Raw genomic sequence first — 20,772 nt, forward strand, 5'->3', positions numbered from 1 at the left:
AAAAACAACGTAAAATTGACAGCGATATGGATAAAATCAAATTGGTAGTTTACAACGAGTACGCACTGGGTTATATCATGCCCGAACAACCCGGCAAAGTTTGTACGTTGGTGGATAGGATAACGCTCGGCGCACCGTTTCGGACAATGAATGAACCCTATTTCATCGGGAAAAGAGATACCGTCAGACTGGCGGGCAGAAAGGACTTTGACACGTTTCGGATAGTGTTCGACGGGTACGACAATCCGGAAATATACGAGTATGACACCGCACAATAAAGACAATAGTAATCAAACAATCTAATGTAATAACAAATTAAAATTTATGAATTATGGAAACAGCGAACATTCAATCAGTAGTAGAGAACAACATCGTATCAGTTGCATTGATGAATATTCAACCGAGCAACTATAACCCACGCAAGCACTTTGACGAGGCGAGCCTTGCCGAACTGGCCGAGAGTATTCGTCAGCAGGGAGTATTGCAACCTATCGGCGTGCGCCCCATTGTGGACACCGACCGCTTCGAGATTATTTTCGGAGAGCGCAGGTATCGTGCCGCCCTTATGGCAGAACTGACCGAAATTCCGGCTGTCATCTTGCATGTTTCGGACGAGACCGCCGCCGAAATGGCCGTGACGGAGAACCTGCAGCGCAAGGACGTTACCCCCATAGAGGAAGCCAACGCCTACCAAAAGCTCATGGAAAGCGGTCGCTACGATGTGCAGTCATTGGCCGTGCAGTTCGGCAAAAACGAGAACTATATCCGTACCCGTCTGAAATTCGTATCATTGATACCCGAAATCGCCGAACTTCTGGAAAAGGACGAAATCACAATCAGTGTAGCGAGTGAGATTTGCCGATACGGTACGGATATTCAGAAAGAGGTGTACTATAAACACTTGAAAGACAGCGACAGCATGTTGTACGACTGTTGGCGAGGACTGAAAGCCGCCGAGGTGGCAAAGTTTATCGAACGGGATTTCACGACAGACCTTAGCCGTTACGCATTCGACAAGACCCTATGCGCCTCATGCCCCCACAATACCAACAACATGATGTTGTTCTGCGAGGGTGGTTGCGGAAATTGCGCCAATCGGAGTTGTCTGGCCGAAATGAACGCTTCCTATCTCGTGGAGAAAGCCTTGCAGTTTGTGGAACAATACCCCTCCGTATCATTGGGCTACCAAGATTTCAACAATAACATGCTTGCGGTGGAACGCCTTACCGCTATGGGGTACGAGGTCGAGCACCTCAATACCTATGCCACGGCATACCCCGAAACGCCGGTAGCACCCGAAAAGGAAGAATACGACACTACCGAGGAATACGAGGCGGCATACAAGGAGTACGAGCAGGATTTCAGCAACTATATGGAAAAATGCAAGTCAATTCATGAACGAATCGATACGGGCGAACTCACGTTTTATATCTGCATCGGGCAGAAAGAAATTACGCTGTGTTACATGGCAAGTGCTGCCGCCAATGCGGACATGGCTACCGAAAAACAACTTTCCCCGGTGGAAAAATTGGAACAGCAGGACAAACGTAACAAGGAAATAGCCGTCGAGAAAACCGTTGCAGACGCTAAGAAACAGATTTTGGACGTTGATACGTCTGAAAGCAAATTCACGCAGGACGAGGAAAAGATGATATATTTCTTCCTGCTGTCGTCTCTCCGCAGGGAACACTTCGGGGTATTCGGTATCGGGGAGAAAAAAGCCTACCAACACCTTGAGGACGAAGAAAAAATGAACATCATCGCCAACCTCACGGCCAAGCAGAAAGCCGTTATCCGCAGGGATTTCTTGATAGACAACTTCAAAGGCGCATACGGCAATAACGCTGCTGCGACCCTCTTGCTCGATTTTGCCCGTAAGCACATGCCCGACACGCTCGCCGAAATTGAAAGTGGATATAATGAGGTGTATGAGAAACGCCATAAACGTATCGAGGAACGCAAAGCCGCCTTGTTGGCAAAGGAACGGCAGACAAAGCCCGAAGAAGCCGCCGAGGCAGAAAATACACAACCCACGGCAGAGGTACAACCCGAAGAACATACGCAACCCGAAGAGGTCGCAGCTTGACCATAATTCAATAGTAGGACGGAGAAATCCGTCCTACTGTCTAACCAATCAAAAGAGGTAATGATGAAATGTAAGGACTGCAAACATTACAACGGTGCGACAATGCCCGGAGCGGGATTGTGCAATGCCACGCAGGCACGTACTTTTGCCACGACGGTCTGTTTCAATGGACTGTTCACCCCGAAAAAACGGCAAGACGAACCGGATAGCAAGACCGGGAAGAAATAGCGCAACGCTACAGAGAGAGAGCCGCAGGAGCGGCTGTCTTTTTTAGCACTGCCGTTGGCAGATCTCCCTTTTTATCCCTTCGTTTTCCTTTTGTACGGAAATCCCTTCGCCAACGGCTCTGCCCGTCGGGACATGCTTTTTCCGGTGCAAAGGTATTGCCTTGGAGGAACATTCAAGTACCGCTACGCTATTTGAACACAATTTTTCAGCAGCTTTCCCGATTTTCAATCGTCCATATTTCGCGGACGCTCAATACCGCAACTATAAAATTCTGCCCAAATTCCTTGCCTGTTTCTCCCTGAAAGGCAATCTTTAATGCACGTAAAAATCAAATCCCGACAGGAGAAGCCTGAAGGCTTCCGAAAGGAGGGAAAAAATAAACAGATTGTTCAACTGATTAATGTTAAGATTTTATGGAAATTCAATTTGCTATCGTGCGTTCCGAAAACAGAGAGTATTTGTGCTACAAAGCAGGTGAAGCGTATGTAGATGCCAGCAACCCTATGATTGCTTTTACCGCAGGTGAAGATGAATTTGAAATCGTAGAGCCGGACAGCTCTTTCAGACAGAAAGAATACGAGTTCAGAGGCGAACGGTATTACCTCGTACCACGGTTTTATCGCAATGGCTGGTTGGCTCTTATCTTGGTAATGGTGGAAGATGAAGACGAATATATCGTACTTTCCGTCAATTTGGAGGAAATGGATGCGCTCGGTTTGCCGGACCGTACCTTTATCGACGTGAACAATTACCCGGATGCGTTGGACTTTTTGGTAGAAAACAGATTGGCGACCGATTCCGGCTACAAACGCAGGAGCGGCTTCGTGGAATACCCTATGGCTATGTTGAACCTGCCGCTTCTTTATCAGCATAACCCGCAAATTTTCCAAAAAGCGAACATCGAGCCATTCGGAGAAGAATGCTTTTGAAAAGGATTGTTCCCAAAAATGAAAGTGTCGGGTTCCGAAGATTGAATGTACAAGATGGCGTACTGATAACACAGTCAGTGCGCTATCTCCTTTGTCTTTATCGCCCGCCTTCGTCCTTTTATAGTCAGCCTCCCGGATACCCCGCCACCGCCCGTTTCCTCTTATAATTGCATTCTTTCCCTTTTGTAGCGGCACGAGCCGCCTGTTTCTCCCGTCCGGCTTTCCCGTCCCTCACCGCACGGGTTTTATCCGATGCGAAAGTCGGTCGTCGCGCTTGATTCTCCGGCTTGAAGTGCACTTCTTGCAAATTCTTCCTTCCCAAGCGAAGCGTAATTGGCAAGAAGAGCCGTCGTATGAAGCTGTGCCGACGACCGTGTACTGCATCAGTAAAACCCCGAAGCGGTTCCAAAGGAAAGGGATCGAAAAAAGGGAAATAAATAATCAATAATTCACAAGACAATGGGAAAATACGATTTTATCAAGACAGGGAATCTGCTTTATTGGCATGACCCGGACAACGGTTTGTCCGATGGGGCTTACCGAGTGATTTCTGCACCGGAAAACATGGAAGACGACAGCATTATTCTGATTTCGTCCGGTACTTCGGAAGCGGAGGTTTTGCCTTCGGAATTATCGCCGATAAACACGGGCAGAAGTCATAAAGAGGATTTTTTGCGCTGGAAAGCGGAACGTGAAGCCGAAGGCATGGAGTTTTATAATCGCCTTTCCGAAGTCATGGAAACGGAGGACGATTTGGCCGTAGGCGACATGGTAGCATTTACAAACGATTATGGAGTAGTATTCGGCCCTCAAGAGGTATTAGCTTTCAGGAAGCCTTGGAATGGTGACAGATGCGTGTATCTTGACAGCGACGCCTATTGGTTTCCCGACCGTCCCGACCAGTTGACCCTCCTAAGCAAGAAAGGGGCGGAATGACAACGACAAACCCACCCGCCACAAAAACGGGTGGGTTCATTTCCCCTGCATGAAATCCCATGCTCTATTTTAATCGGCTCGCACGCACTCCACTCGTGCAGCGATTTCCTTTTCTATCGTTCCTATCCATTCCTCTCCGACACCGGCCTCCCGGCCGTATTCCGGGTAACGCGAAACGATGCCTATGGTCTTTTCTATGAACGGCTCTGCGGCCTTTATACCGTACCGGCGGGCTACTTCCAGCAGGTCTGCCGCAGTAATACCCTCTGTCCGGTTGTTGATAGTCATGCTGTGGCGGTTGACGTAATACGGTGCGTCCGGATCGACCGAGAACGTGTAGTCGTAGGCCGGAGCAACGTGCCAACGCCCGTCATCGCCCATCAGGAAGCTGAAATTCTTGTTATGGTCATCGACGTTCCCGCCCAGCACGTTCAGCACCATCAAGCGAAACAGTTGCCGGAGTTCCCCCGGCGGCACGCCGATACGGCAGGCCGCCTCGAATAGTGCTTCGTAAGAATCTGCCGGGGGGTTCATGGCAGCCAATGTCTGGATATGCACCTTCTTGCCGTTCCGGCGGTCGAAACGCTCGGTCAGGAAGTGCGCTGTCTGCTCACCTTCCAACAGGCGGCTCGGCATCATCTGAAGCCCGGCGTCTACGGCCATCAGGTAATAACTGTATTCTATCCGTGTCGTCGGCATCTTCTGGTGTTCGTCGAACTTGACGATCATCGGCGTGTAGCCCGGATAAGGGGTCGCCACCTGTCCGGAGTAACATTGTCCTTCCCCGAAATTGACGTTGACCACCGCTTTGGGCCGTCGTCCTCCTGCGGACGTTCCTACCTTGAACAGGCTTTCGACCATCAGGTTGCCCGATACCGGGACGTTGAACCGTCCGGCTTCCTCGAAAGCCTGCCGGGCCAGTTGGTAGAGGTCAGCGATCTCCACCTTGAACGGTGTCTCCAGTTCCTCGGCAGTGGGCGGGACGAACTCCAATGCCCCCATGCCGCGCCGTCCGATATAGGCGAGACGGTCGAGGGCGGACAAGTCCCTCATACGGATATGATGCACTTTGGCCCATTCGTTGAACACGGTGTTTCCCCAATGGTCGGGCAGCGAATCGGCTATGAACGAGGGCAGGCCGCCGAAAAGCCGCTCTTCATCGGGATAGACCGGCAGGCCGCGCTGTGCGGCAACCCCTTTTACCGGCGCACGGAGCGGGGCGATGTCGTAGCCGTCGCGGACATAATCGCTGTCGAAGTAGAAACAGGCTTTGCTGCGGTGTCCTTCCCGATTGGCGACAAGCGTGCCGACCTTTTTATCCCATAGGATTACATCGAGACTTTCTATCATTTCTTGCCCCTCCTAACTCGTTTAGGTATCAGTTTCTCGATTTCCCGAAGCGCCATCGGCGGCATGGGAAGTTCCGGCAGAATCTCCGCGAGCCGCTCTGCCTGACCGAGCGCACGCAGCAGGGAGATGAAATTGGCCAAGGTCAGGTTACGGCTGACCCCCTGCTCGAAATGGCTGATAGTCGTCTGGCTTACACCCGACTGTTCGGCCAGCTCCTTCTGGCTCATGCGGGCGGCCAGACGGTACTCCTTGACCCGCTTCGCCAAAAGCGTCAGCATATCGCTGTTTGTGGTATAGTTCGTTGTTTCCATAATGTCAATATATCACTATTTATATGCAAATATAACAACAATTATCCATATATAGATATATAAATTCTCTTTTTTAGCTTCCAGCCGTCCTTTTCTACCGCTTTCAGGTCTCCGTATTCTCTCCCGTCTGGCTTTCCCGTCCGTCACCGCACCGGTTTTTATCGGTGCAAATATGGGCTGTCGCGCCTGATTCCGTCGTTTTGAAGTGCATTTCTTGCAAATTCTTCCTTCTGCGAAGCGTAATTGGCAAGAAAAAACGTCGGAAAGGGCTTTTTCGCCAGCCCCGGAAAGCACCATAAAACCCGAAGCGGCTCCGGCAACAAGGAAGCCGAACAGAGGGAAAGAAAAACAATTATTAAAATTTAACAAATGAAGACATTAGAAGAATTATTGCAAGAACTGGGCTGCGAAGGTAGCGCATTCGACAGTACCGGAGAATTTACAAAAGCGGGAGAAAAGGCGTATGAACGCTTGGAGCACTTGCTGTATGACATAGAAAGTCTTACAGGCAAAAAGGTGACACCCATAATTGAGGAACTTGACAGAATATGCAACGAGAACTATTAAAATTCAAGAATATGGACATTAAAGAAAGCAAAGAATACCGCCTCGCCAAAGACTGGGAAATGGCGGTAAACAGTTTCAGTTTCAACCCCGAACGGTTCGCGGCGGCAATCCCGGACATGCACCCGACGCTTCAGCAAAGCCTGTACCGCCTGATTAAGGCGTGTATCAAGGTCATGGCGGACGAAACACGCCGTTACGATGACCGGAACCGGGCATCGCACGAGGAAGCGAAGCATATCATGGAATACCTCAATGAACACGGAAAAAATGTACCATTAATATAAAAACGACGATATGAAAACAACTAAGATTCAATTCAACGGCAGGTCTTATTACTCCCGCATCGTGGAATCTGTCGATGGCGAAGAATTGCTTATCGGTTCGACAATCCTGCTCGATGCCTTGCAGCCCGGCAGTTTCAATGACGAGAACGAAGGTTTTGCCAGTAAAGAAGCCGAAAGGATTTATGACGAGATTTTCTTCTTTACCGACGAGAGAACGCTTCAGCTTCCCGAAAACGAGTTGATAGCCGAACTCAAAAAGGATAACCCCGATTGGTTCGAGTAAATCATGGAATAATAATTTATAAACTTAGAATTATGGAAAAAGAATATGTAATGCAGGTCGCACAGACCATTAAGGAACAGTTAGTAGCGTTAACCCCCATGACCGTCCTCATGTCGTGGGGTATCAAAGAGTTTGCCGCCACCCTATACAGGGATTTGCCGGCACTCCGCATTAAGGTGAACGGACGGCTGCACGCAGGGTACGTCATCGTCGCACTCAACGGATCGGATTATTACGAGGTCTATCTTGTGAAAGGAATGGAGGTGGAATGTGTGAACGAAGAGGTTTGTTTCGACGAGTTGGGAGACGTTATCGACCGGGCTATCGAGAGCGGCACGGACAAAGCCGAGTACGATAAATTCTGCGAACAGGAGCGACAGAATTTATATGTAACTGTTGTCACTGTCTGATTCCTCTTTTTAGGGGATGAAAGCCGTGCCTTTCGGAAAACGAGCAGGGTACGGCTTTTCTATGTATAATGCAGAAACGAATAAAAACCTGCCGTTTATAAAACGGATTACCTACGTGTTACAGTACCTTACCTCTTATTGTAAAAAGGTTTGTTTTATCTTTTGGCCGGCAGATTGTTTTTCACTTCAAGATGTCGTTTCTTTATCTGTCTACTGCCTTTTTACTTGCAGCTCTATTTACGACCAGAATGCTCGCTTCATATAAAACCCACATCGGCAATGTGACCAATGACAACGTGAACACGTCCGAAGTCGGCGTGATGACAGCCGCAACGATAAGGATAATCACTATAGCGTGCTTCCGGTAACGTCGCATGAAATCGGCGGTGAGAAACCCCAATTTGGCAAACAGCCATGATAAAATCGGAATCTCGAACACGATACCCATTGTCAGGCACATCAGCACGAGGGTCGAAATGTAGGATTGCAAGACGATCATGTTCTCCACTTCACCGCTGACCTGATAGGTTCCAAGGAAACGGAATGTCAGCGGGAAAATAAGAAAGTAGCTGACCGCCACACCCATCAGGAACATTGCATAGCCGCCTCCGACTATCCGCACGGCATATTTCCGCTCGCAGGCATACAGGGCAGGCGACACGAACCGGAACAACTGGTAAAGGATATAGGGCGACGCGCACAGGACACCCGCGCATAATGCCGTCTTCATGTGGATGACGAACTGCCCGGCCAGTCCCGTGTTGATGAGCTGCACGGCAAAACTCCCGGTCTCGCCGCCGGCCCATGCTGCAATCCGGTTGAAAAGACGGTACGTGATGAAGCCGTCGTTTTTCGGGGCAAGGATAACGGCAAAAAGTTTTTCCTTAAAACAAAAGGCGGCGATACCGAACACGACGGCCACGGCGACGATTTTAACAATCGCCGTCCGCAGCACGTCCAAGTGCTCCCAAAAGCTCAAGCCGTCCGTTTTGTCTTCCTTTGCCATGTCACTCCTCTTTCTTGTCGGTATTTTCGGGACTGATTTCTTTCTCCATGCCGTTCATACCTTCCTTGAATGAACGGACACCTTTGCCGATGCCTTTCATCAGTTCGGGAATTTTGCGTCCTCCGAAGAACAGCAGGACGACTAATGCAATCAGCAGCACTTCCTGCATACCGATGCCTCCGATAAATAATGGTATCATATGAAAATTGTTAAAGGTTGTTCGATTAACTCAATAGTCGTTTTCAGTCATCGTTCCGCCGGCTATTCCCGCCATTTTCAGAAAGTTCCTTCGTCCATGACTCCGCCTTCTCAATCCAGTCCTTTCTCATGTAACCATCTCGACAGGTGATCGGCCACCTCCACGTTGTTCAAATCGGAGAAGGGAAAATGGGTGTTGCCCTTCAAACCTATCTCCGGCAGATGAATGACCGTGACATCGCCGCCGTGTTCGTTGAGCAAGGCAGCCCATTTGCGCATCAGATGCAGGCGTCGTGTCCATTCGTACAGTTCCGGCCGTTCGTCGGTTTCCGGCAGATTGTCGCCATAGTAGATGATGATAGGGATTTTCGTGAACTGCAGAAATTCTTCCATCGGCACTTCCACGCCTTCGGTCTTCTTCGACAGGGTTAGTACTTTCCCTTCCTCCGGCATCTGCCCTTCGGGAAAAGGCACGTTTGTTCCCGGCTCGTAGGCGACGATGGCACGGATGTTCCTTGTCTGCGGCAGTGTAAGCCATCCGACACCTCCGCCCTGCGAATGGGTGACGAAGACAGCCGGACCTATCCTGTCGAACAGTGCGGCATACGCCTTGGCGTAGACATCCAGATCGGGAGGGCCGAGAGTTGGCGTCATCTGACGGAAATACTGGTTCAGAGCCTCCTTGTCGCGGCTGAACTGCACGCCCTCGAAATAATCGGGCCAGATGCCCACGCGGAAACGGTTGAACCACGTCTCCTCGTCGAAGACGGGGGTAACGGTTGCGGGTGTCGTGCTCCGCCCCGCGTTTCCCCGGCGGGGCTGGTCGACGAGATAAGTCTGGAAACCGCGGCGCAGGAAAATATTCTGGAACCCCTCGCGGCCGTCCGGCGTAGTTTCCCATGTCTTGGAAAACTGCCCCACGCCGTGGGCGAAGACAAGCGGGTATTTCCGGGCATCGACGGGTTTCTGATAGAACACGTAGGCGTGGTCGCCGTGATAGGTGCGCCCCAGTGAATCGGTGAGCACCGTGCCGCCCACGGCGAAACTGCCCTGTTCCTCGATTTGCATGATATTCCCGTTGCGTGCGTTGCAACCCGACAGCAAGGCGGCGGCCATCATATAAAAGACAACCTTTCTCATACGCCCTTCCTATTTCTGGATTTTCGATTCCTGCAAAGCGTCATAGCGGCTTCCCACGACCGGAATTGCGGCCACGGCCTTTTCCAGCTCGGTCACTTCTTCCGACGTGAACACTATGTCGCAGGCCCGCAGGTTCTCTTCGAGGTGCGAGAGCTTGGTCGTGCCGGGAATAGGAACGATAAAAGGCCTCCTGTTCAGCAGCCATGCCAATGCCACCTGCGCCGTGGTAATGCCTCTCGTCCGTCCGAAAGCGTTCAGTACCTCCACGATACGCGTGTTGGCACGGATGGCTTCGGGCTGGAAACGCGGAAGCGTCTGGCGGTTGTCGTTGGCGGTGTCGAACCGGGTGTACTCGTTTATCATGCCGCCGAGGAAACCACGGTTCAGCGGGCTGTACGGCACGAAACCGATACCCAGTTCCTCGCAAAGCGCCAGCACGCCGTTTTCTTCCACCGCGCGGTGCATGAAGTGATACTCGCTCTGTATGGCCGTAACCGGACATACCTTGTGCGCCCGGCGGATGGTTTCAGCATTGACCTCGCACATGCCCCAGTGCAGTATCTTTCCCTCCCGGATAAGCTCGCCGCATGTTTCGGCTACGACCTCGATGGGCGTCGCAGGGTCGACGCGATGCTGGTAGAATATGCCGAGCGTCTCCACGCCGAGATTGCGCAGGGAGTTCTCGCATACGCGCCGGATGTTTGTCGGGGTGCTGTCCTCTTCGGTCTTCACCTGCACGCCGTTCACGAACTTGTGCCCGAATTTGGAAGAGACGAACACGCGGTCGGTATAGCCTTTCAGGGCTTCGCCTACCAGTTTTTCATTCTTGTGGTAGCCATAGCTTTCAGCCGTATCGAATAAGGTTACACCCCGTTCTATCGCTTCGTGAATCAACCGGATGCAGGTCTTTTCATCGGGAGACTGGCTGCGGTGATGGTTCAGCCCCATGCAGCCGAAGCCCATCGCCGAAATGGTAAAGGCTGCCTTGCCGCTGCTCAAGGTACGCTGTGCGCGGACTGCTGCCATTCCTGCTGGAATGGTTGCTGCCGATACTGACGATTTACCTGTAATGGCTTTTTCCGCGGCCGTTACTTTCTCCAATGCCGGCGCGATGCAGATGGCCGCGCCTGCCAATGCGGTTCGTTTCAGGAACCCGCGACGACTGATGCCGTTCTCTTGAATCTGTTCTTTTTTCATGTCGTTATCTGTTTGATTATCTTTCTGATTGCAAAATTAGATAGGGGAATTAAGAGCCTGTGTATCAATTTCACGGATAGAATTACCAATTTCAACGGGCCGGTAAGAACGATGCCGGTATACCAGTAAAATTGGTATCCAAAACGATGATTTCGGTATATGCCGTACCATCGGGAATCCGTATCTTTGCTTTTAATTAAAAGCAGAATGAAAAGCTATCACAGAAAAATAGCTATATTTGCAATGACTTAAAAAAGAGGAAATTATGAGTGAAATAATGAAGGTTGATACAGTCCAGCAGTACAACGACTATTTTGGCGTGGAGACCCTGCACCCGTTGGTCAGCGTTATTGAAGGCAGTAAAGGGAAGCCTCTCCGGTTCGGGAAAAAACTGTATAACATCTATGCTATTCTATTGAAAGATGCGAACTGTGGAAATCTTAAATATGGAAAAAGTATATACGATTATCAGCAGGGGACGATGCTTTTCCTCGCCCCCGGTCAGGTAATGGGATCTGAAGATGACGGGCAGCTGCACCAGCCCGAAGGATGGGTTGTTGCATTTCATCCCGAATTTCTGCGAGGTACACCATTGGCGCATATAATGAAAGATTATTCATATTTTTCTTACAATGCCAACGAAGCCCTGCACCTTTCCAAACAAGAAAGACGGACGGTTATAGAATGTATGGAAAAAATTCGCATTGAGCTGCAGTATCCTATCGACAAGCACAGCCGTTCGCTCATCGTGGATAACATCAAGCTGCTGCTTGATTATTGCATCCGCTTCTACGACCGTCAGTTCATCACCCGCGACAATGCCAATCACGACCTGTTAGCGCGTTTCGAGGACCTTCTGGATGAGTATTTCGCCTCTGATGCCCCTGCAAGGCATGGAGGGATGCCGACTGTGCAATATTGTGCATACAAACTTTGTCTTTCCCCGAATTATTTCAGTGACCTGATGAAAAAAGAAACGGGAATGCCTGCCCTGAAACACATCCAGCAGAAAATGCTCGATGTCGCTAAAGAGCGGGTATTCAATACGGCGAAGTCCATAAGTGAAATATCCTATGAACTTGGATTTCCATATCCGCAACACTTCAGCCGTTGGTTCAAGAAAATGGCCGGGTGTACGCCCAATGAATACAGAACCGCAAATTAGCTTTATTTTTTATTTTGTGAATGACTGACCAGTAAAACACCGGATATGACAAGTATGGCCGAAACCGGTTCATCCCAGCTAAAAATGTCCTGCCCGATTAAAATGGCAACGACAGAAGCTATAATAGGCTGTAGGTTGATGTAAATGCTGGCAGTGGTGGGCTGTATCCCCTTGAGAGCGACGGGATATAGCAGATTGTTGAGAACAGTTGCCAGCAACAATACGAATACAAGCTGGAGTAATGGTTGCCAACAGAACGCGGACTGATAAAGCGGTTGCACGTACAATTCATTTATACTGAACGGCAGCATGGACAATGCTGCAAATAGGAACATCCATTTTTGAAGTGTGACAGGAGAGTATTTTATCGCCACTCTTCGGATGATAATCAGATAAAATCCGAGCATAACTGTATTGACGATGGCGAAAACAATGCCAAGTATATGATTTTCAACGGATGCGGCAATATCCATTTGTGAAATCAAGACCCATGCTCCTGCAATTCCCAACAGAACACCTGTCAACTTCCGCCGGTTGATAGCTTCTTTTAAAAACAATACGGAAAAGAGCATAACTACGATTGGATTTAAGGCGACAATAAGTGCGAAGTGAACTGGTGTCGTATAATTAAGTCCCCACGCAAAGGAAAGATAAGTACAAGCAACACCGGAAATACCGCCCAAAGCAATCACCATCAAGTCTTTGGCATTGACCTTTTCTCTCCTGAAAACAAGCCCGATCGTCCAAAATATCAGCGTGGCGAATAAAACACGAGAGGAGGCAAGCCCAATCGGTGTCATCCACTCTGCCAGGAGCGATTTACCGACAGGTACATTCAAACCACAAATAATTTGTGTCGAAAGCATGGCGATATGTCCGTTCAACCCTTTGTTCACATGGATTTATCTGTTTGATAGAGAGTGCAAAGATACGACTTTATTTTCATAAACTCCCGTCGAAACTGCGGTAAAAGACTGAAAGGATTTTATTGTTGTTTCCGTAAAAATGGTTGTATCAACCGGGCTGTCCTCAAGGAAATATTCGCAGATATACTGTCCGAAAAACAGGTTCGGGAGTTTATCTCCAAAACGGAAGATGCAGGTATTATACAAAAAAAGGGGGACTGGTAAATGTACCCGTTATATAAAAAACACCTGATTTCCCTTCTTTTATGTAGGGCCGCAAGAAGCTGATTTTGAACTATAAGATTTTCACAATAGATAGGAAACGCCGAAACGTCCGCAATAATCACGGAATCATTGCAGGCGTTTTTTAGTTCCCTCATATCGGAATCTGGCTTTCTATTTAGTTTCCCGTTTGTTCAGCACGTCCTTTATCATTTCTTTTACCTCCATTCCCACATTCACGAAATTCCGATAAAGAATGCGTTCCTGTTCCTCCCTCGACTTGAACGTGTGGAACTTCAGTAACGGTACATACGCCGCTTCCCCCTTCTTGATTTCCTTCATGTCGAAATCCGTTTTGCAGAAGAACTTCGAGGTCTTAAACTCCTCCGCTTCCTGTACGTTCATTGAGCCGCCTATACCGGTTTTTGTTTGGATGAAGTCCTGAGCCGTCTGGCCATATATCCAACCTATCTGCCTTTGTATTGAAAAGTACCCATATCAGCAGGATTTTGCTCTCTATTACTTAATGATGTTGTTCTATTTTTGCAGCCTGTAAATCAACGATATGTAATAAATGGATTATATCGACAAAATATTTAAGACAGTATCAATTAAGGATAGCCGACGGATTATTGAACTTTATTTTCAGGAGCTGTATTGTTTTGCGCCACTTTCCAACAAAGCCCTCTCTCAAAAATTACTCTTGCCGGTACCTATCGTGACCGCCATAAAGAACGAAGGTATCAGGCTGGGCATATTGGAACAATGCAGCGGAGGCGTAGGGCTTACTCATAACGGAAAGGAGTATGTGGAACAAGCTCTTGGATTCAAGGGGATTGACCTCTGCCTGTATCGCCGACTGGCGGAAAGCGAACAGGCAAGGGACGCATACGCTGACGCGCTGAGTAAAAAATACCGTGCGGCATTCGACGAACGCCCCGTAGCGGATGTAGCACTGGACCAAGCCCAATGTACCGTACAGACAGCATTCCGCAGGGCTTTGCTCTGCTTGGCAAACGGCACATTGACAGGCAGACAAATCGTATGCATGGGCGATGATGATTTTGTCAGCCTTGCCATCGGGTTTCTGCTGAAAGAACTTTATCCCGGTCCAAGCATCTGCCCGACACACATCCATGTACTTGAGATGGACGGTCGTTATATCGAGTGTCTGGAGCGGCTGGCCGGACGGTTCGCCCTGCCGATAAGTTGTGAACGGGTGGATTTGAGGATGCCTCTGCCTCCGCATTTGTGCGGGCGTTTCGACTGCCTGTTCACCGATCCGCCTTATACGCAAGAGGGAGCTTCCTTGTTCCTGTCACGTGCCATTAGCGTACTGAAAGAAGAGTCCGGATTGAGAATCTTTTTCTCGTTCGGGAACAAGTCGGCAACGGAGGTTTACTTTCTGCAAAAATGTTTCCAACTGCACGGACTGGCCATCAAAGAGATGTTCACCCGGTTCAATGAATACATGGGCGCATCTCTTTTGGGCAACAAAGGACAGCTCTTTGTCCTGGAAACGACAGAACGTACACGCGCCTTGTTTCCTCTCGAAAAACGAGGGCGCGATGACATCTACACCGCAGACCGCAATCTCCGGCAAAACCGTTACCGCTGCCGGCAATGCGGCAAAGTCTATGCCGTGGGGAAAGAGGCGGAATATCAGACCATCAGGGAGTTGAAAAAACAAGGCTGCAATGTATGCGGAGCTACGGTTTTCGACAGACTGCACAAAAACGGGAATACGGATAAAAAGCAATACCTTCCCTTAGGGCATCACATCCTTGCAGACTTCTACAACTGCGACCCGGAAAAACTGGACGATGTGGAACAGATTCGCACATTCATGCACGAAGCGGCAGTAAGTGCCGGAGCGACCATAGTACAGGAAAACTTTCACAAATACGCCCCAGTGGGTGTGAGCGGTGTGGTGGTCATCCAAGAATCCCACTTGACCATACACACGTGGCCGGAGTGTGGTTATGCCGCTGTCGATTTGTTCACATGCGGCACCAATGTCCGTCCGTGGACTGCTTTCGACTATTTGCAGGAGCGGCTCGGATGTGCGAAAGTGGAATACAGCGATTTGATACGGGGAGCCTATGAGCGGCTAAGCCTGTTGCGGTATTCGGAAACGGAACAGCCTGCCGTGCGGCGGAAAAAGCGGCAAAGGTACGACGCGTCTTCGAAATGGAACAGACGGGCCAGGTCTTTGACGGACTGTTCTGTGTTGTCCAAATAGCGTTTGAGTTCCGTTACGACAAACAGGTCAATGATTTCCTTCGGAGTCCGCTGTTCTATTTTGCAGGTTATCTTATAAAGGTAATCGGTCGTGATGCAAAGCCTGTCCGCATAATATCGTACATCTCTTTTTACATGGAAATTCTTAGCCAGCAGTGACATGAACTTGCCGAACAGCACCCTTGACTGATCCTTTTGATAACACTTGCCCAAGTCGGGAAACATCGGCTTGAACACAATATCTAAAGCCAGAAAAACATTGTAAATGCAATTTTGCAGGATGTTTTTCCGGCTTTCTTCATCACCGTTCTCCATCGCCCATATCATCTGCTTGAACACTCCGTCTGCCAATGAGTATTGTGCTTCCGAAAGTCGGCAGACCGGATATTCATACAGTCCGTCCCAAAATGCGGGGGAAGTCATTTTGTAGAAAATCTCCCCTGTCAGTTCCAATGACAAGGATATATATTCTGCCGTGAATGAAGGAGAAACACACAGCGGTGCAAATAAGGTGTCCGAAAACAACACAAGCAAATCACCTTTGCGGAATGTCCGTTTTCGTGTATTGGTGGTTACGACAGCCCGGCCTTCAACGCATAACAGCATGGTACACCCGTTTGCCACGAAAGGCAGTTTACCTGACAAGTCACGCAGGCTTGTTCTTCCGTGTTTGTATTGTTCGCCATGCGAGAGAGCAAAACTTTGTATGCCGGACGTTATCATAACAATTTCCTTTCCATCGTTACATGGGTTGGCTCGAAGCAATGCTTTTTATACAAAGAGCGCATCGGTACGTTCCCGGCATGAACCTTGCCGACAATATAAGCCGCCTTGCACTCTCTCGCATATTCTATGCTTTTTTCAAACAGGTCGTCTACAATTTGCATTCCTCGAATGCACTCATCCGCATAAATGGACTTGAAGTTGGCATAAACCTCTCCGGTCAGGCTGTTCTGCTTTTTCTCCATCCATACCCAGCCCACAATTTTACCGGATTCCGTGTCTTCTATCACGATCATTCCGCGTCGGTCTTTTGCTTTGGCTAATTTCTTGCAGTGGAACTCGAGGTCAGTAATAGCCTTTTCTCCGAATGAGATTTCAGAAATTTCAATTTCAAATTTTGCCACCGCTTCAAAGTCTTCCTCTTTTATTTCTCGCATATTGTACATGATTCCAAATATTGTTTTTCCGTTAACACCAATCTGTCCGGCATGATGCCCATAAAAACTTATCCCTTCTTCGGAAATAAGAAGGTCTGTAGCTTTTCCAATCCCGCCTTGTGCTTTTGAGGATTGCTCTTTTTCAGCTTGGCAATGTTCTGTAATTTCCATTTTACGGACGGATAGCGGCTTAAATCTCCGGCACAGCATTTTTCCCAATCGGGTTCGCCGTTTTCAAATGACAGAAGAAATTCCCGGTCTGTTTCGGTCAGGCTGTCGTTTACCTGCTGAATGAGGTTATGCCTTGCCTCTTCATAATCCGAATAAGTGAATGGAGTATCGGACATTCCCTCAAACTGCTTTTCCAGTGCTTCCGTCTGGTCGATGGCGTTCGGCTGCAAAGATTCGATGACAGGCTTGTCGCTCCCCAACAGGCAAAGCATGAAGCCGTTCTTGACATCATGAAACGACGCCATTTCCATATACTTGCAATCGAACAGGTCCCGTGGGTGTTGGCGGCTTAATGCCGCTGCAATTTTGCCCCCGTAAAGCTGCGAATAAGAAACTGTACGTGCTTTACAGGTCATATTGAACTCCGTTTCAGCCCGTTCGCACAGTTTCCTGTCCTCTGTCTCTCCGATGATACCCCGCTTTGTCCCGTTCACTTCGATTTTGACGGTCGCACCGTCCAAAGTACATTGTAATTTCCAGACATCATGCTTGTGGATCACTTTTATGCCCGGTATGGATTTTTCTATGTAGCTTTTCAAAGTTCGCAGATGGTTGTTGATTGCGTCCAGACTCTCGGCCCTTTCCTTTACGGGAATATAGGTGAGGTCTATATCGACTGAATAGCGAGGCATGTTTTTATGAAACAGGTTGATAGCCGTACCTCCATGCACAGCAAAATCTTTGATGCGGTACACGGACGGCATAATGCGTATCAACAATGCCACCTGTTTTTTATAGATGTCATTCATATTCGTTCAGTTCTTTAGGTACGGTTATTTTGTATTTGGAGATATAAATCCCGTTTTTTGACAGTTGCAATTTGGAGGTTCCCAGTCCTATTTTGGATGTATCAAGTGCCTCGAACCAATAGTGTCCCGCTTTTTCTGCCATATAAAGGAACATACGCTTTACTTTAAGGTTCTTGGTCGTTTCGAGCAGTTGCTGTAGCATTTCGGGACGCAGCGTTGTCAGTTGTTCCATCATATAGAACAAGTCCATATAGGAATATTGTTGCGGTGCAAGCAACAGACATTCCAAGAATGCCTGTTCAGGTGTAGAAACCAGCAGATCCACTTCGTATTTCACAATCGTTGCGGTCTGCGGTTCTGAAAAGGTATCGGTGGAAAACGGTTTTATCACCCTGTCGAAAACATCGTGGCGTATCCATTCCGGAACACGCTGTTTGCCGTGTGCCACCATCAGCAACGGTTTCCCCATAGGCACATAGTGGTTGAAGCCGAACAGTTCCAATGCAGAATGAGCTGCGACACGGAACGTCTTGCCCAATTGCCTGTTGTAGCAGGACAATGCGGCGTATGCCGACAGGCTGTCTCCCGTTCGGTACATGACTCCCTTTGACAGCATCTCAAGCCAGCCGGATTCCCGGTATCTTTTTATCAACTGGTCGGAATAACCGTTCCTTTTCAGCCATTCGGAGAATAACAATCCTTTGGGAGTGGCGGAAAGCAGCAGTTGGTTTATTTTGCTTTTTTGTTCTATATCCACAGTATATGATTTGTTTTCTTTTTCAACTGCAAAGGTAGCATTATTTTCCGTTCCAAAGGTCTTGAAAGTTGATTTTGTTTCGGTATAATATACTTTTTGTGTAGTATTGAATACCAAAACCAACTCCACAGGATTTTCCAAGATACCGGAAACGCCAAAACGCCTGCAATAATCGCGGAATCATTGCAGGCATTTTTTTTACTTTCCCTCATATCGGAAACAGGTTTCTTATTTCGCCCCTCGTTTGTTCTGCACGTCCTTTATCATTTCTTTCACCTCCATTCCCACATTCACAAAATTCCGGTAAAGAATGCGTTCCCGTTCCTCTCTCGACTTGAACGTGTAGAACTTCGGCAGCGGTACATACGCCGCTTCCTCCTTCTTGATTTCCTTCATGTCGAAATCCGTCTTGCAGAAGAACTTCGAGGTCTTGAACTCCTCCGCTTCCTGCACGTTCATCGAGCCGCCTATGCCGGTTTTTGTTTGGATGAAGTCCCGTGCCGTCTGGCCGCAGATCCAGCCCGTCGGCATATCCGAGATTTTCGAGGCGGGTACGAGGCTGTCCATATTTTCGTTCAGATTGATGGAAGTCTTGTCCCGGTCTATCGTGACACCCTTCTTGATTTGCACCACCTTGCCGAAGATGTCGCTCGACAACCATTCCAGCGTTTCCTTGGCACGGGCCGAACCGCTCACCACGTTACCCACCGTCGTGATGATTTTCTGCATACCCACTTTCCCGTAATCCGCTTCGAGCTGCGGCAGTTCTTGGAAGCCGAGCGTCACGCTCACCTTGTTGCTTCGTGCCGTGCCGATCAGGCGGTCTATCTTGTGGAAGTACAGCGTCGGCAGCTCGTCCACGATAATGCTCACGGGGACATTTTTGCCCTGTCCCGTATTCACACGGGTAACGAGGCGGTTCAGGATAAGGGCGTTCAACGCTCCGATAATGCTTTCCATTTCCGGATCGTTCGCTATCAGCAGGTAGCTCGGATTCTTCGGGTCGCTCACTTTCAGGTCGAAGTCATCACCGTCACGGTGGAATATCCAGTAACTCTCTTTGGTCGCCAGACGAGAGGTATAGACGCGCAATGTACCGATCATACCTTCCAACTGTTCCATCGCGCGATTTTTCAAAGCGGTCTGGAACGGACCGAGCAGCGGGGCAACCTCGTTGTCGGTCTCCAGTACCTCGAAGATGGTCTGGTAACTCTCGTTCAGGAACGACAGGATATGCGGCATATCCGAATACTTGCCTAACCAGTAGGCAGGTTCAACGATTTCCCCGCCCTCTTTGGCGCGTACCACACCCGTCGGTTTCCAGAATTTCGTCTCCGGGTCCTGCCGTTTTTCAGCGTACAATTTGTTTCCTTTGGCATCGTAAGGCTCGCGTTCATAGTTCACGAAAAAGTAGATGCAGGCGGCGAGGAAGTTCACAGCCGAAGTCTGGAAAAACTGGTCGCTGCCGCCGCCTCCCTCTTTCTTGCCTTTTTGCAGGGATTCCAGCAGCGTTTCCGCCGTTTCGCTCGCCGCAGCGAGGTTGTTGATGTATTTTGCCTGAATTGGATTTACCCGGCGGCTGTACTCCACGTCCACGAAGTTAATCATATTGAATTGGCAGCCTTGGGGCAACTTTCCGAGCTTCTGGTTTTTCTTGTAGTGGTAGTACAGTTTCGTGGCCAGCGTCGGGAACTTGTAGTCATAGACCACCATCGCGAACCCCTTGGCCGAGTGCTGTCGGATAAACGGCTCGATGATACTGAATGTCTTGCCCGACCCCGGTGTTCCGACTACCCATGTTCCACGAAAACAGTTGGTTATATTGGTCCAGCCTTTACGGAACTTGCCCTTGTAGTAATATCGCATGGGGATATTCACGCTGTACGGAGTCTCTATCAGTTCCTCGCATTGCTCGAAACTTTCATTCTCGAAATTGAAACGATCCTTCATCAGTCCCTCTTTGAGGAACTTGGAGATGTTATCCAGTGCGACATGCACGAGGATAACCCCCGTGAGCGATACCGCCATATAGAGAATAATGTTCAGCGGCAGCGTGTAGAACCGCGTCTCCATCGGATGACCGAACAGCCATACGGACAGCACTAACAGGGCAAAGCCGCTCACGAGCGGGTACAAGACCTGCCGCCGGGCGTTGAATTCCAAATGTTTCTTGGCTCTGGTGCCGATACAGGTAATGCAGATCAGCAGCACCGTGGCGACCTTGCTGTACACGAGGTTGCCGTCGTTATAGATGGCCCACCGTTTGATACGTCCGTGAATGTCGCAGAGTATGCCGCCCCAGTGGTCCAGCATGGCCGGGTCGATGGCATACTCGAAAAACTCCATCAGTACGGAGACATACACCACCGCACGGAATATCCGGTAAAATCCCTGTAATTCCTTGCTCTCTTCCATTG

General features: G+C 49.1%; 24 protein-coding genes and 2 pseudogenes. 11 read left to right on the forward strand and 15 right to left on the reverse strand.

Features of this window, described 5'->3' with window-relative positions; all coding sequences use genetic code 11:
• The first annotated feature begins 26 nt into the window (after positions 1–26).
• The 4 genes from DBK98_RS04670 (at position 27) to DBK98_RS04685 (ending at position 3,243) form a co-directional block, all read left to right on the forward strand.
• Positions 27–278 carry a hypothetical protein gene (locus DBK98_RS04670; RefSeq protein WP_007569334.1) on the forward strand — a complete coding sequence of 84 codons (252 nt, stop codon included), beginning with the start codon at positions 27–29 and terminating at the stop codon, positions 276–278.
• A 53-nt stretch (positions 279–331) separates the two neighbouring features.
• A complete protein-coding gene (locus tag DBK98_RS04675; RefSeq protein ID WP_007569332.1) occupies positions 332–2,086 on the forward strand; it encodes a ParB/RepB/Spo0J family partition protein in 1,755 nt (584 codons plus the stop codon).
• 60 nt (positions 2,087–2,146) lie between these two features.
• Positions 2,147–2,314, forward strand: coding sequence for a hypothetical protein (locus tag DBK98_RS04680; RefSeq protein ID WP_007569330.1), 168 nt, complete (start codon positions 2,147–2,149; stop codon positions 2,312–2,314).
• Between the two features lie 413 nt (positions 2,315–2,727).
• Entirely contained in the window at positions 2,728–3,243 is a 516-nt protein-coding gene (locus DBK98_RS04685) for a DUF4313 domain-containing protein (protein ID WP_007569328.1), read from the forward strand.
• 124 nt (positions 3,244–3,367) lie between these two features.
• On the opposite strand, the gene DBK98_RS04690 is transcribed toward DBK98_RS04685, so the two are convergent.
• Positions 3,368–3,565 carry a hypothetical protein gene (locus DBK98_RS04690; protein WP_154396197.1) on the reverse strand — a complete coding sequence of 66 codons (198 nt, stop codon included), beginning with the start codon at positions 3,563–3,565 and terminating at the stop codon, positions 3,368–3,370.
• Positions 3,566–3,702: 137 nt separating this feature from the next.
• On the opposite strand from DBK98_RS04690, the gene DBK98_RS04695 reads away from it, so the two are divergent.
• On the forward strand, positions 3,703–4,179 hold the full coding sequence (locus DBK98_RS04695) for a hypothetical protein (protein WP_007569325.1): 477 nt from the start codon (positions 3,703–3,705) through the stop codon (positions 4,177–4,179).
• A 69-nt stretch (positions 4,180–4,248) separates the two neighbouring features.
• On the opposite strand, the gene DBK98_RS04700 is transcribed toward DBK98_RS04695, so the two are convergent.
• Positions 4,249–5,529, reverse strand: coding sequence for a type II toxin-antitoxin system HipA family toxin (locus tag DBK98_RS04700; RefSeq protein WP_007569324.1), 1,281 nt, complete (start codon positions 5,527–5,529; stop codon positions 4,249–4,251).
• Positions 5,526–5,840, reverse strand: a complete 315-nt coding sequence (locus DBK98_RS04705; protein WP_007569322.1) for a helix-turn-helix domain-containing protein — start codon at positions 5,838–5,840, stop codon at positions 5,526–5,528. The genes DBK98_RS04700 and DBK98_RS04705 overlap by 4 nt, the downstream gene beginning before the upstream one ends.
• Before the next feature lie 369 nt (positions 5,841–6,209).
• On the opposite strand from DBK98_RS04705, the gene DBK98_RS04710 reads away from it, so the two are divergent.
• Genes DBK98_RS04710 through DBK98_RS04725 form a run of 4 tightly spaced genes read left to right on the forward strand, consistent with a single transcriptional unit; the run spans position 6,210 to position 7,384 of the window.
• Complete coding sequence (locus DBK98_RS04710) at positions 6,210–6,407, forward strand: hypothetical protein (protein ID WP_007569317.1); 198 nt, start codon at positions 6,210–6,212, stop codon at positions 6,405–6,407.
• 11 nt (positions 6,408–6,418) lie between these two features.
• The gene (locus DBK98_RS04715) at positions 6,419–6,691 is read left to right on the forward strand and encodes a hypothetical protein (RefSeq protein ID WP_171059051.1); all 273 of its coding nucleotides are present in this window, start codon (positions 6,419–6,421) and stop codon (positions 6,689–6,691) included.
• Positions 6,692–6,701: 10 nt separating this feature from the next.
• Entirely contained in the window at positions 6,702–6,974 is a 273-nt protein-coding gene (locus DBK98_RS04720) for a hypothetical protein (RefSeq protein WP_007569311.1), read from the forward strand.
• 32 nt (positions 6,975–7,006) lie between these two features.
• Positions 7,007–7,384 carry a hypothetical protein gene (locus tag DBK98_RS04725; protein WP_007569310.1) on the forward strand — a complete coding sequence of 126 codons (378 nt, stop codon included), beginning with the start codon at positions 7,007–7,009 and terminating at the stop codon, positions 7,382–7,384.
• A gap of 202 nt (positions 7,385–7,586) precedes the next feature.
• Here DBK98_RS04725 and tatC read toward each other — a convergent pair whose 3' ends face one another.
• Genes tatC through DBK98_RS04750 form a run of 5 tightly spaced genes read right to left on the reverse strand, consistent with a single transcriptional unit; the run spans position 7,587 to position 10,925 of the window.
• Positions 7,587–8,390, reverse strand: a complete 804-nt coding sequence (gene tatC, locus DBK98_RS04730; protein ID WP_007569307.1) for a twin-arginine translocase subunit TatC — start codon at positions 8,388–8,390, stop codon at positions 7,587–7,589.
• A 1-nt stretch (position 8,391) separates the two neighbouring features.
• Complete coding sequence (tatA, locus tag DBK98_RS04735) at positions 8,392–8,589, reverse strand: twin-arginine translocase TatA/TatE family subunit (protein ID WP_007569305.1); 198 nt, start codon at positions 8,587–8,589, stop codon at positions 8,392–8,394.
• A 30-nt stretch (positions 8,590–8,619) separates the two neighbouring features.
• On the reverse strand, positions 8,620–8,703 hold the full coding sequence (locus tag DBK98_RS23555) for a twin-arginine translocation signal domain-containing protein (protein ID WP_080783879.1): 84 nt from the start codon (positions 8,701–8,703) through the stop codon (positions 8,620–8,622).
• Positions 8,700–9,728, reverse strand: coding sequence for an alpha/beta fold hydrolase (locus tag DBK98_RS04745; RefSeq protein ID WP_007569304.1), 1,029 nt, complete (start codon positions 9,726–9,728; stop codon positions 8,700–8,702). Before DBK98_RS04745 ends, DBK98_RS23555 begins: the two co-directional genes overlap by 4 nt.
• Before the next feature lie 9 nt (positions 9,729–9,737).
• Positions 9,738–10,925, reverse strand: a complete 1,188-nt coding sequence (locus DBK98_RS04750) for an aldo/keto reductase (RefSeq protein ID WP_007569302.1) — start codon at positions 10,923–10,925, stop codon at positions 9,738–9,740.
• 265 nt (positions 10,926–11,190) lie between these two features.
• On the opposite strand from DBK98_RS04750, the gene DBK98_RS04755 reads away from it, so the two are divergent.
• The gene (locus tag DBK98_RS04755; RefSeq protein WP_007569301.1) at positions 11,191–12,090 is read left to right on the forward strand and encodes an AraC family transcriptional regulator; all 900 of its coding nucleotides are present in this window, start codon (positions 11,191–11,193) and stop codon (positions 12,088–12,090) included.
• Between the two features lie 2 nt (positions 12,091–12,092).
• Here DBK98_RS04755 and DBK98_RS04760 read toward each other — a convergent pair whose 3' ends face one another.
• Entirely contained in the window at positions 12,093–12,986 is an 894-nt protein-coding gene (locus DBK98_RS04760; RefSeq protein ID WP_007569300.1) for a DMT family transporter, read from the reverse strand.
• A gap of 405 nt (positions 12,987–13,391) precedes the next feature.
• A pseudogene (locus tag DBK98_RS04765) lies at positions 13,392–13,685 on the reverse strand (type IV secretory system conjugative DNA transfer family protein); the annotation flags it as partial.
• Between the two features lie 106 nt (positions 13,686–13,791).
• On the opposite strand from DBK98_RS04765, the gene speD reads away from it, so the two are divergent.
• Complete coding sequence (gene speD / locus DBK98_RS04770; protein WP_007569294.1) at positions 13,792–15,459, forward strand: adenosylmethionine decarboxylase; 1,668 nt, start codon at positions 13,792–13,794, stop codon at positions 15,457–15,459.
• On the opposite strand, the pseudogene DBK98_RS23140 reads toward speD, so the two are convergent.
• The 5 genes and pseudogenes from DBK98_RS23140 to DBK98_RS04790 form a co-directional block, all read right to left on the reverse strand.
• Positions 15,387–16,181: pseudogene (locus DBK98_RS23140) on the reverse strand (AraC family transcriptional regulator); the annotation flags it as partial. The gene speD and the pseudogene DBK98_RS23140 sit on opposite strands and share 73 nt — an antisense overlap.
• Positions 16,178–16,789 carry a GNAT family N-acetyltransferase gene (locus DBK98_RS04775; protein WP_225719309.1) on the reverse strand — a complete coding sequence of 204 codons (612 nt, stop codon included), beginning with the start codon at positions 16,787–16,789 and terminating at the stop codon, positions 16,178–16,180. The pseudogene DBK98_RS23140 and the gene DBK98_RS04775, both read right to left, overlap by 4 nt.
• Entirely contained in the window at positions 16,687–17,598 is a 912-nt protein-coding gene (locus DBK98_RS04780; RefSeq protein ID WP_007569286.1) for a nucleotidyl transferase AbiEii/AbiGii toxin family protein, read from the reverse strand. The genes DBK98_RS04775 and DBK98_RS04780 overlap by 103 nt, the downstream gene beginning before the upstream one ends.
• Positions 17,591–18,355: a type IV toxin-antitoxin system AbiEi family antitoxin gene (locus DBK98_RS04785; protein WP_032571833.1), complete on the reverse strand. Its 765-nt coding sequence runs from the start codon at positions 18,353–18,355 to the stop codon at positions 17,591–17,593. The genes DBK98_RS04780 and DBK98_RS04785 overlap by 8 nt, the downstream gene beginning before the upstream one ends.
• A 228-nt stretch (positions 18,356–18,583) precedes the next feature.
• Complete coding sequence (locus DBK98_RS04790) at positions 18,584–20,770, reverse strand: type IV secretory system conjugative DNA transfer family protein (protein WP_007569281.1); 2,187 nt, start codon at positions 20,768–20,770, stop codon at positions 18,584–18,586.
• Positions 20,771–20,772 lie beyond the last annotated feature (2 nt).

The sequence above is a fragment of the Bacteroides sp. PHL 2737 genome (genome assembly GCF_004115325.2).
GTDB lineage: Bacteria > Bacteroidota > Bacteroidia > Bacteroidales > Bacteroidaceae > Bacteroides > Bacteroides hominis.

Coding starts and splice junctions, on each gene's coding strand:
- DBK98_RS04670 (WP_007569334.1), top strand. CDS start 27: ATGGATAAAATCAAATTGGTAGTTTACAACGAGTACGCACTGGGTTAT.
- DBK98_RS04675 (WP_007569332.1), top strand. CDS start 332: ATGGAAACAGCGAACATTCAATCAGTAGTAGAGAACAACATCGTATCA.
- DBK98_RS04680 (WP_007569330.1), top strand. CDS start 2,147: ATGATGAAATGTAAGGACTGCAAACATTACAACGGTGCGACAATGCCC.
- DBK98_RS04685 (WP_007569328.1), top strand. CDS start 2,728: ATGGAAATTCAATTTGCTATCGTGCGTTCCGAAAACAGAGAGTATTTG.
- DBK98_RS04695 (WP_007569325.1), top strand. CDS start 3,703: ATGGGAAAATACGATTTTATCAAGACAGGGAATCTGCTTTATTGGCAT.
- DBK98_RS04700 (WP_007569324.1), bottom strand. CDS start 5,529: ATGATAGAAAGTCTCGATGTAATCCTATGGGATAAAAAGGTCGGCACG.
- DBK98_RS04705 (WP_007569322.1), bottom strand. CDS start 5,840: ATGGAAACAACGAACTATACCACAAACAGCGATATGCTGACGCTTTTG.
- DBK98_RS04710 (WP_007569317.1), top strand. CDS start 6,210: ATGAAGACATTAGAAGAATTATTGCAAGAACTGGGCTGCGAAGGTAGC.
- DBK98_RS04715 (WP_171059051.1), top strand. CDS start 6,419: ATGGACATTAAAGAAAGCAAAGAATACCGCCTCGCCAAAGACTGGGAA.
- DBK98_RS04720 (WP_007569311.1), top strand. CDS start 6,702: ATGAAAACAACTAAGATTCAATTCAACGGCAGGTCTTATTACTCCCGC.
- DBK98_RS04725 (WP_007569310.1), top strand. CDS start 7,007: ATGGAAAAAGAATATGTAATGCAGGTCGCACAGACCATTAAGGAACAG.
- tatC (WP_007569307.1), bottom strand. CDS start 8,390: ATGGCAAAGGAAGACAAAACGGACGGCTTGAGCTTTTGGGAGCACTTG.
- tatA (WP_007569305.1), bottom strand. CDS start 8,589: ATGATACCATTATTTATCGGAGGCATCGGTATGCAGGAAGTGCTGCTG.
- DBK98_RS04745 (WP_007569304.1), bottom strand. CDS start 9,728: ATGAGAAAGGTTGTCTTTTATATGATGGCCGCCGCCTTGCTGTCGGGT.
- DBK98_RS04750 (WP_007569302.1), bottom strand. CDS start 10,925: ATGAAAAAAGAACAGATTCAAGAGAACGGCATCAGTCGTCGCGGGTTC.
- DBK98_RS04755 (WP_007569301.1), top strand. CDS start 11,191: ATGAGTGAAATAATGAAGGTTGATACAGTCCAGCAGTACAACGACTAT.
- speD (WP_007569294.1), top strand. CDS start 13,792: ATGGATTATATCGACAAAATATTTAAGACAGTATCAATTAAGGATAGC.
- DBK98_RS04775 (WP_225719309.1), bottom strand. CDS start 16,789: ATGGAAATTACAGAACATTGCCAAGCTGAAAAAGAGCAATCCTCAAAA.
- DBK98_RS04780 (WP_007569286.1), bottom strand. CDS start 17,598: ATGAATGACATCTATAAAAAACAGGTGGCATTGTTGATACGCATTATG.
- DBK98_RS04790 (WP_007569281.1), bottom strand. CDS start 20,770: ATGGAAGAGAGCAAGGAATTACAGGGATTTTACCGGATATTCCGTGCG.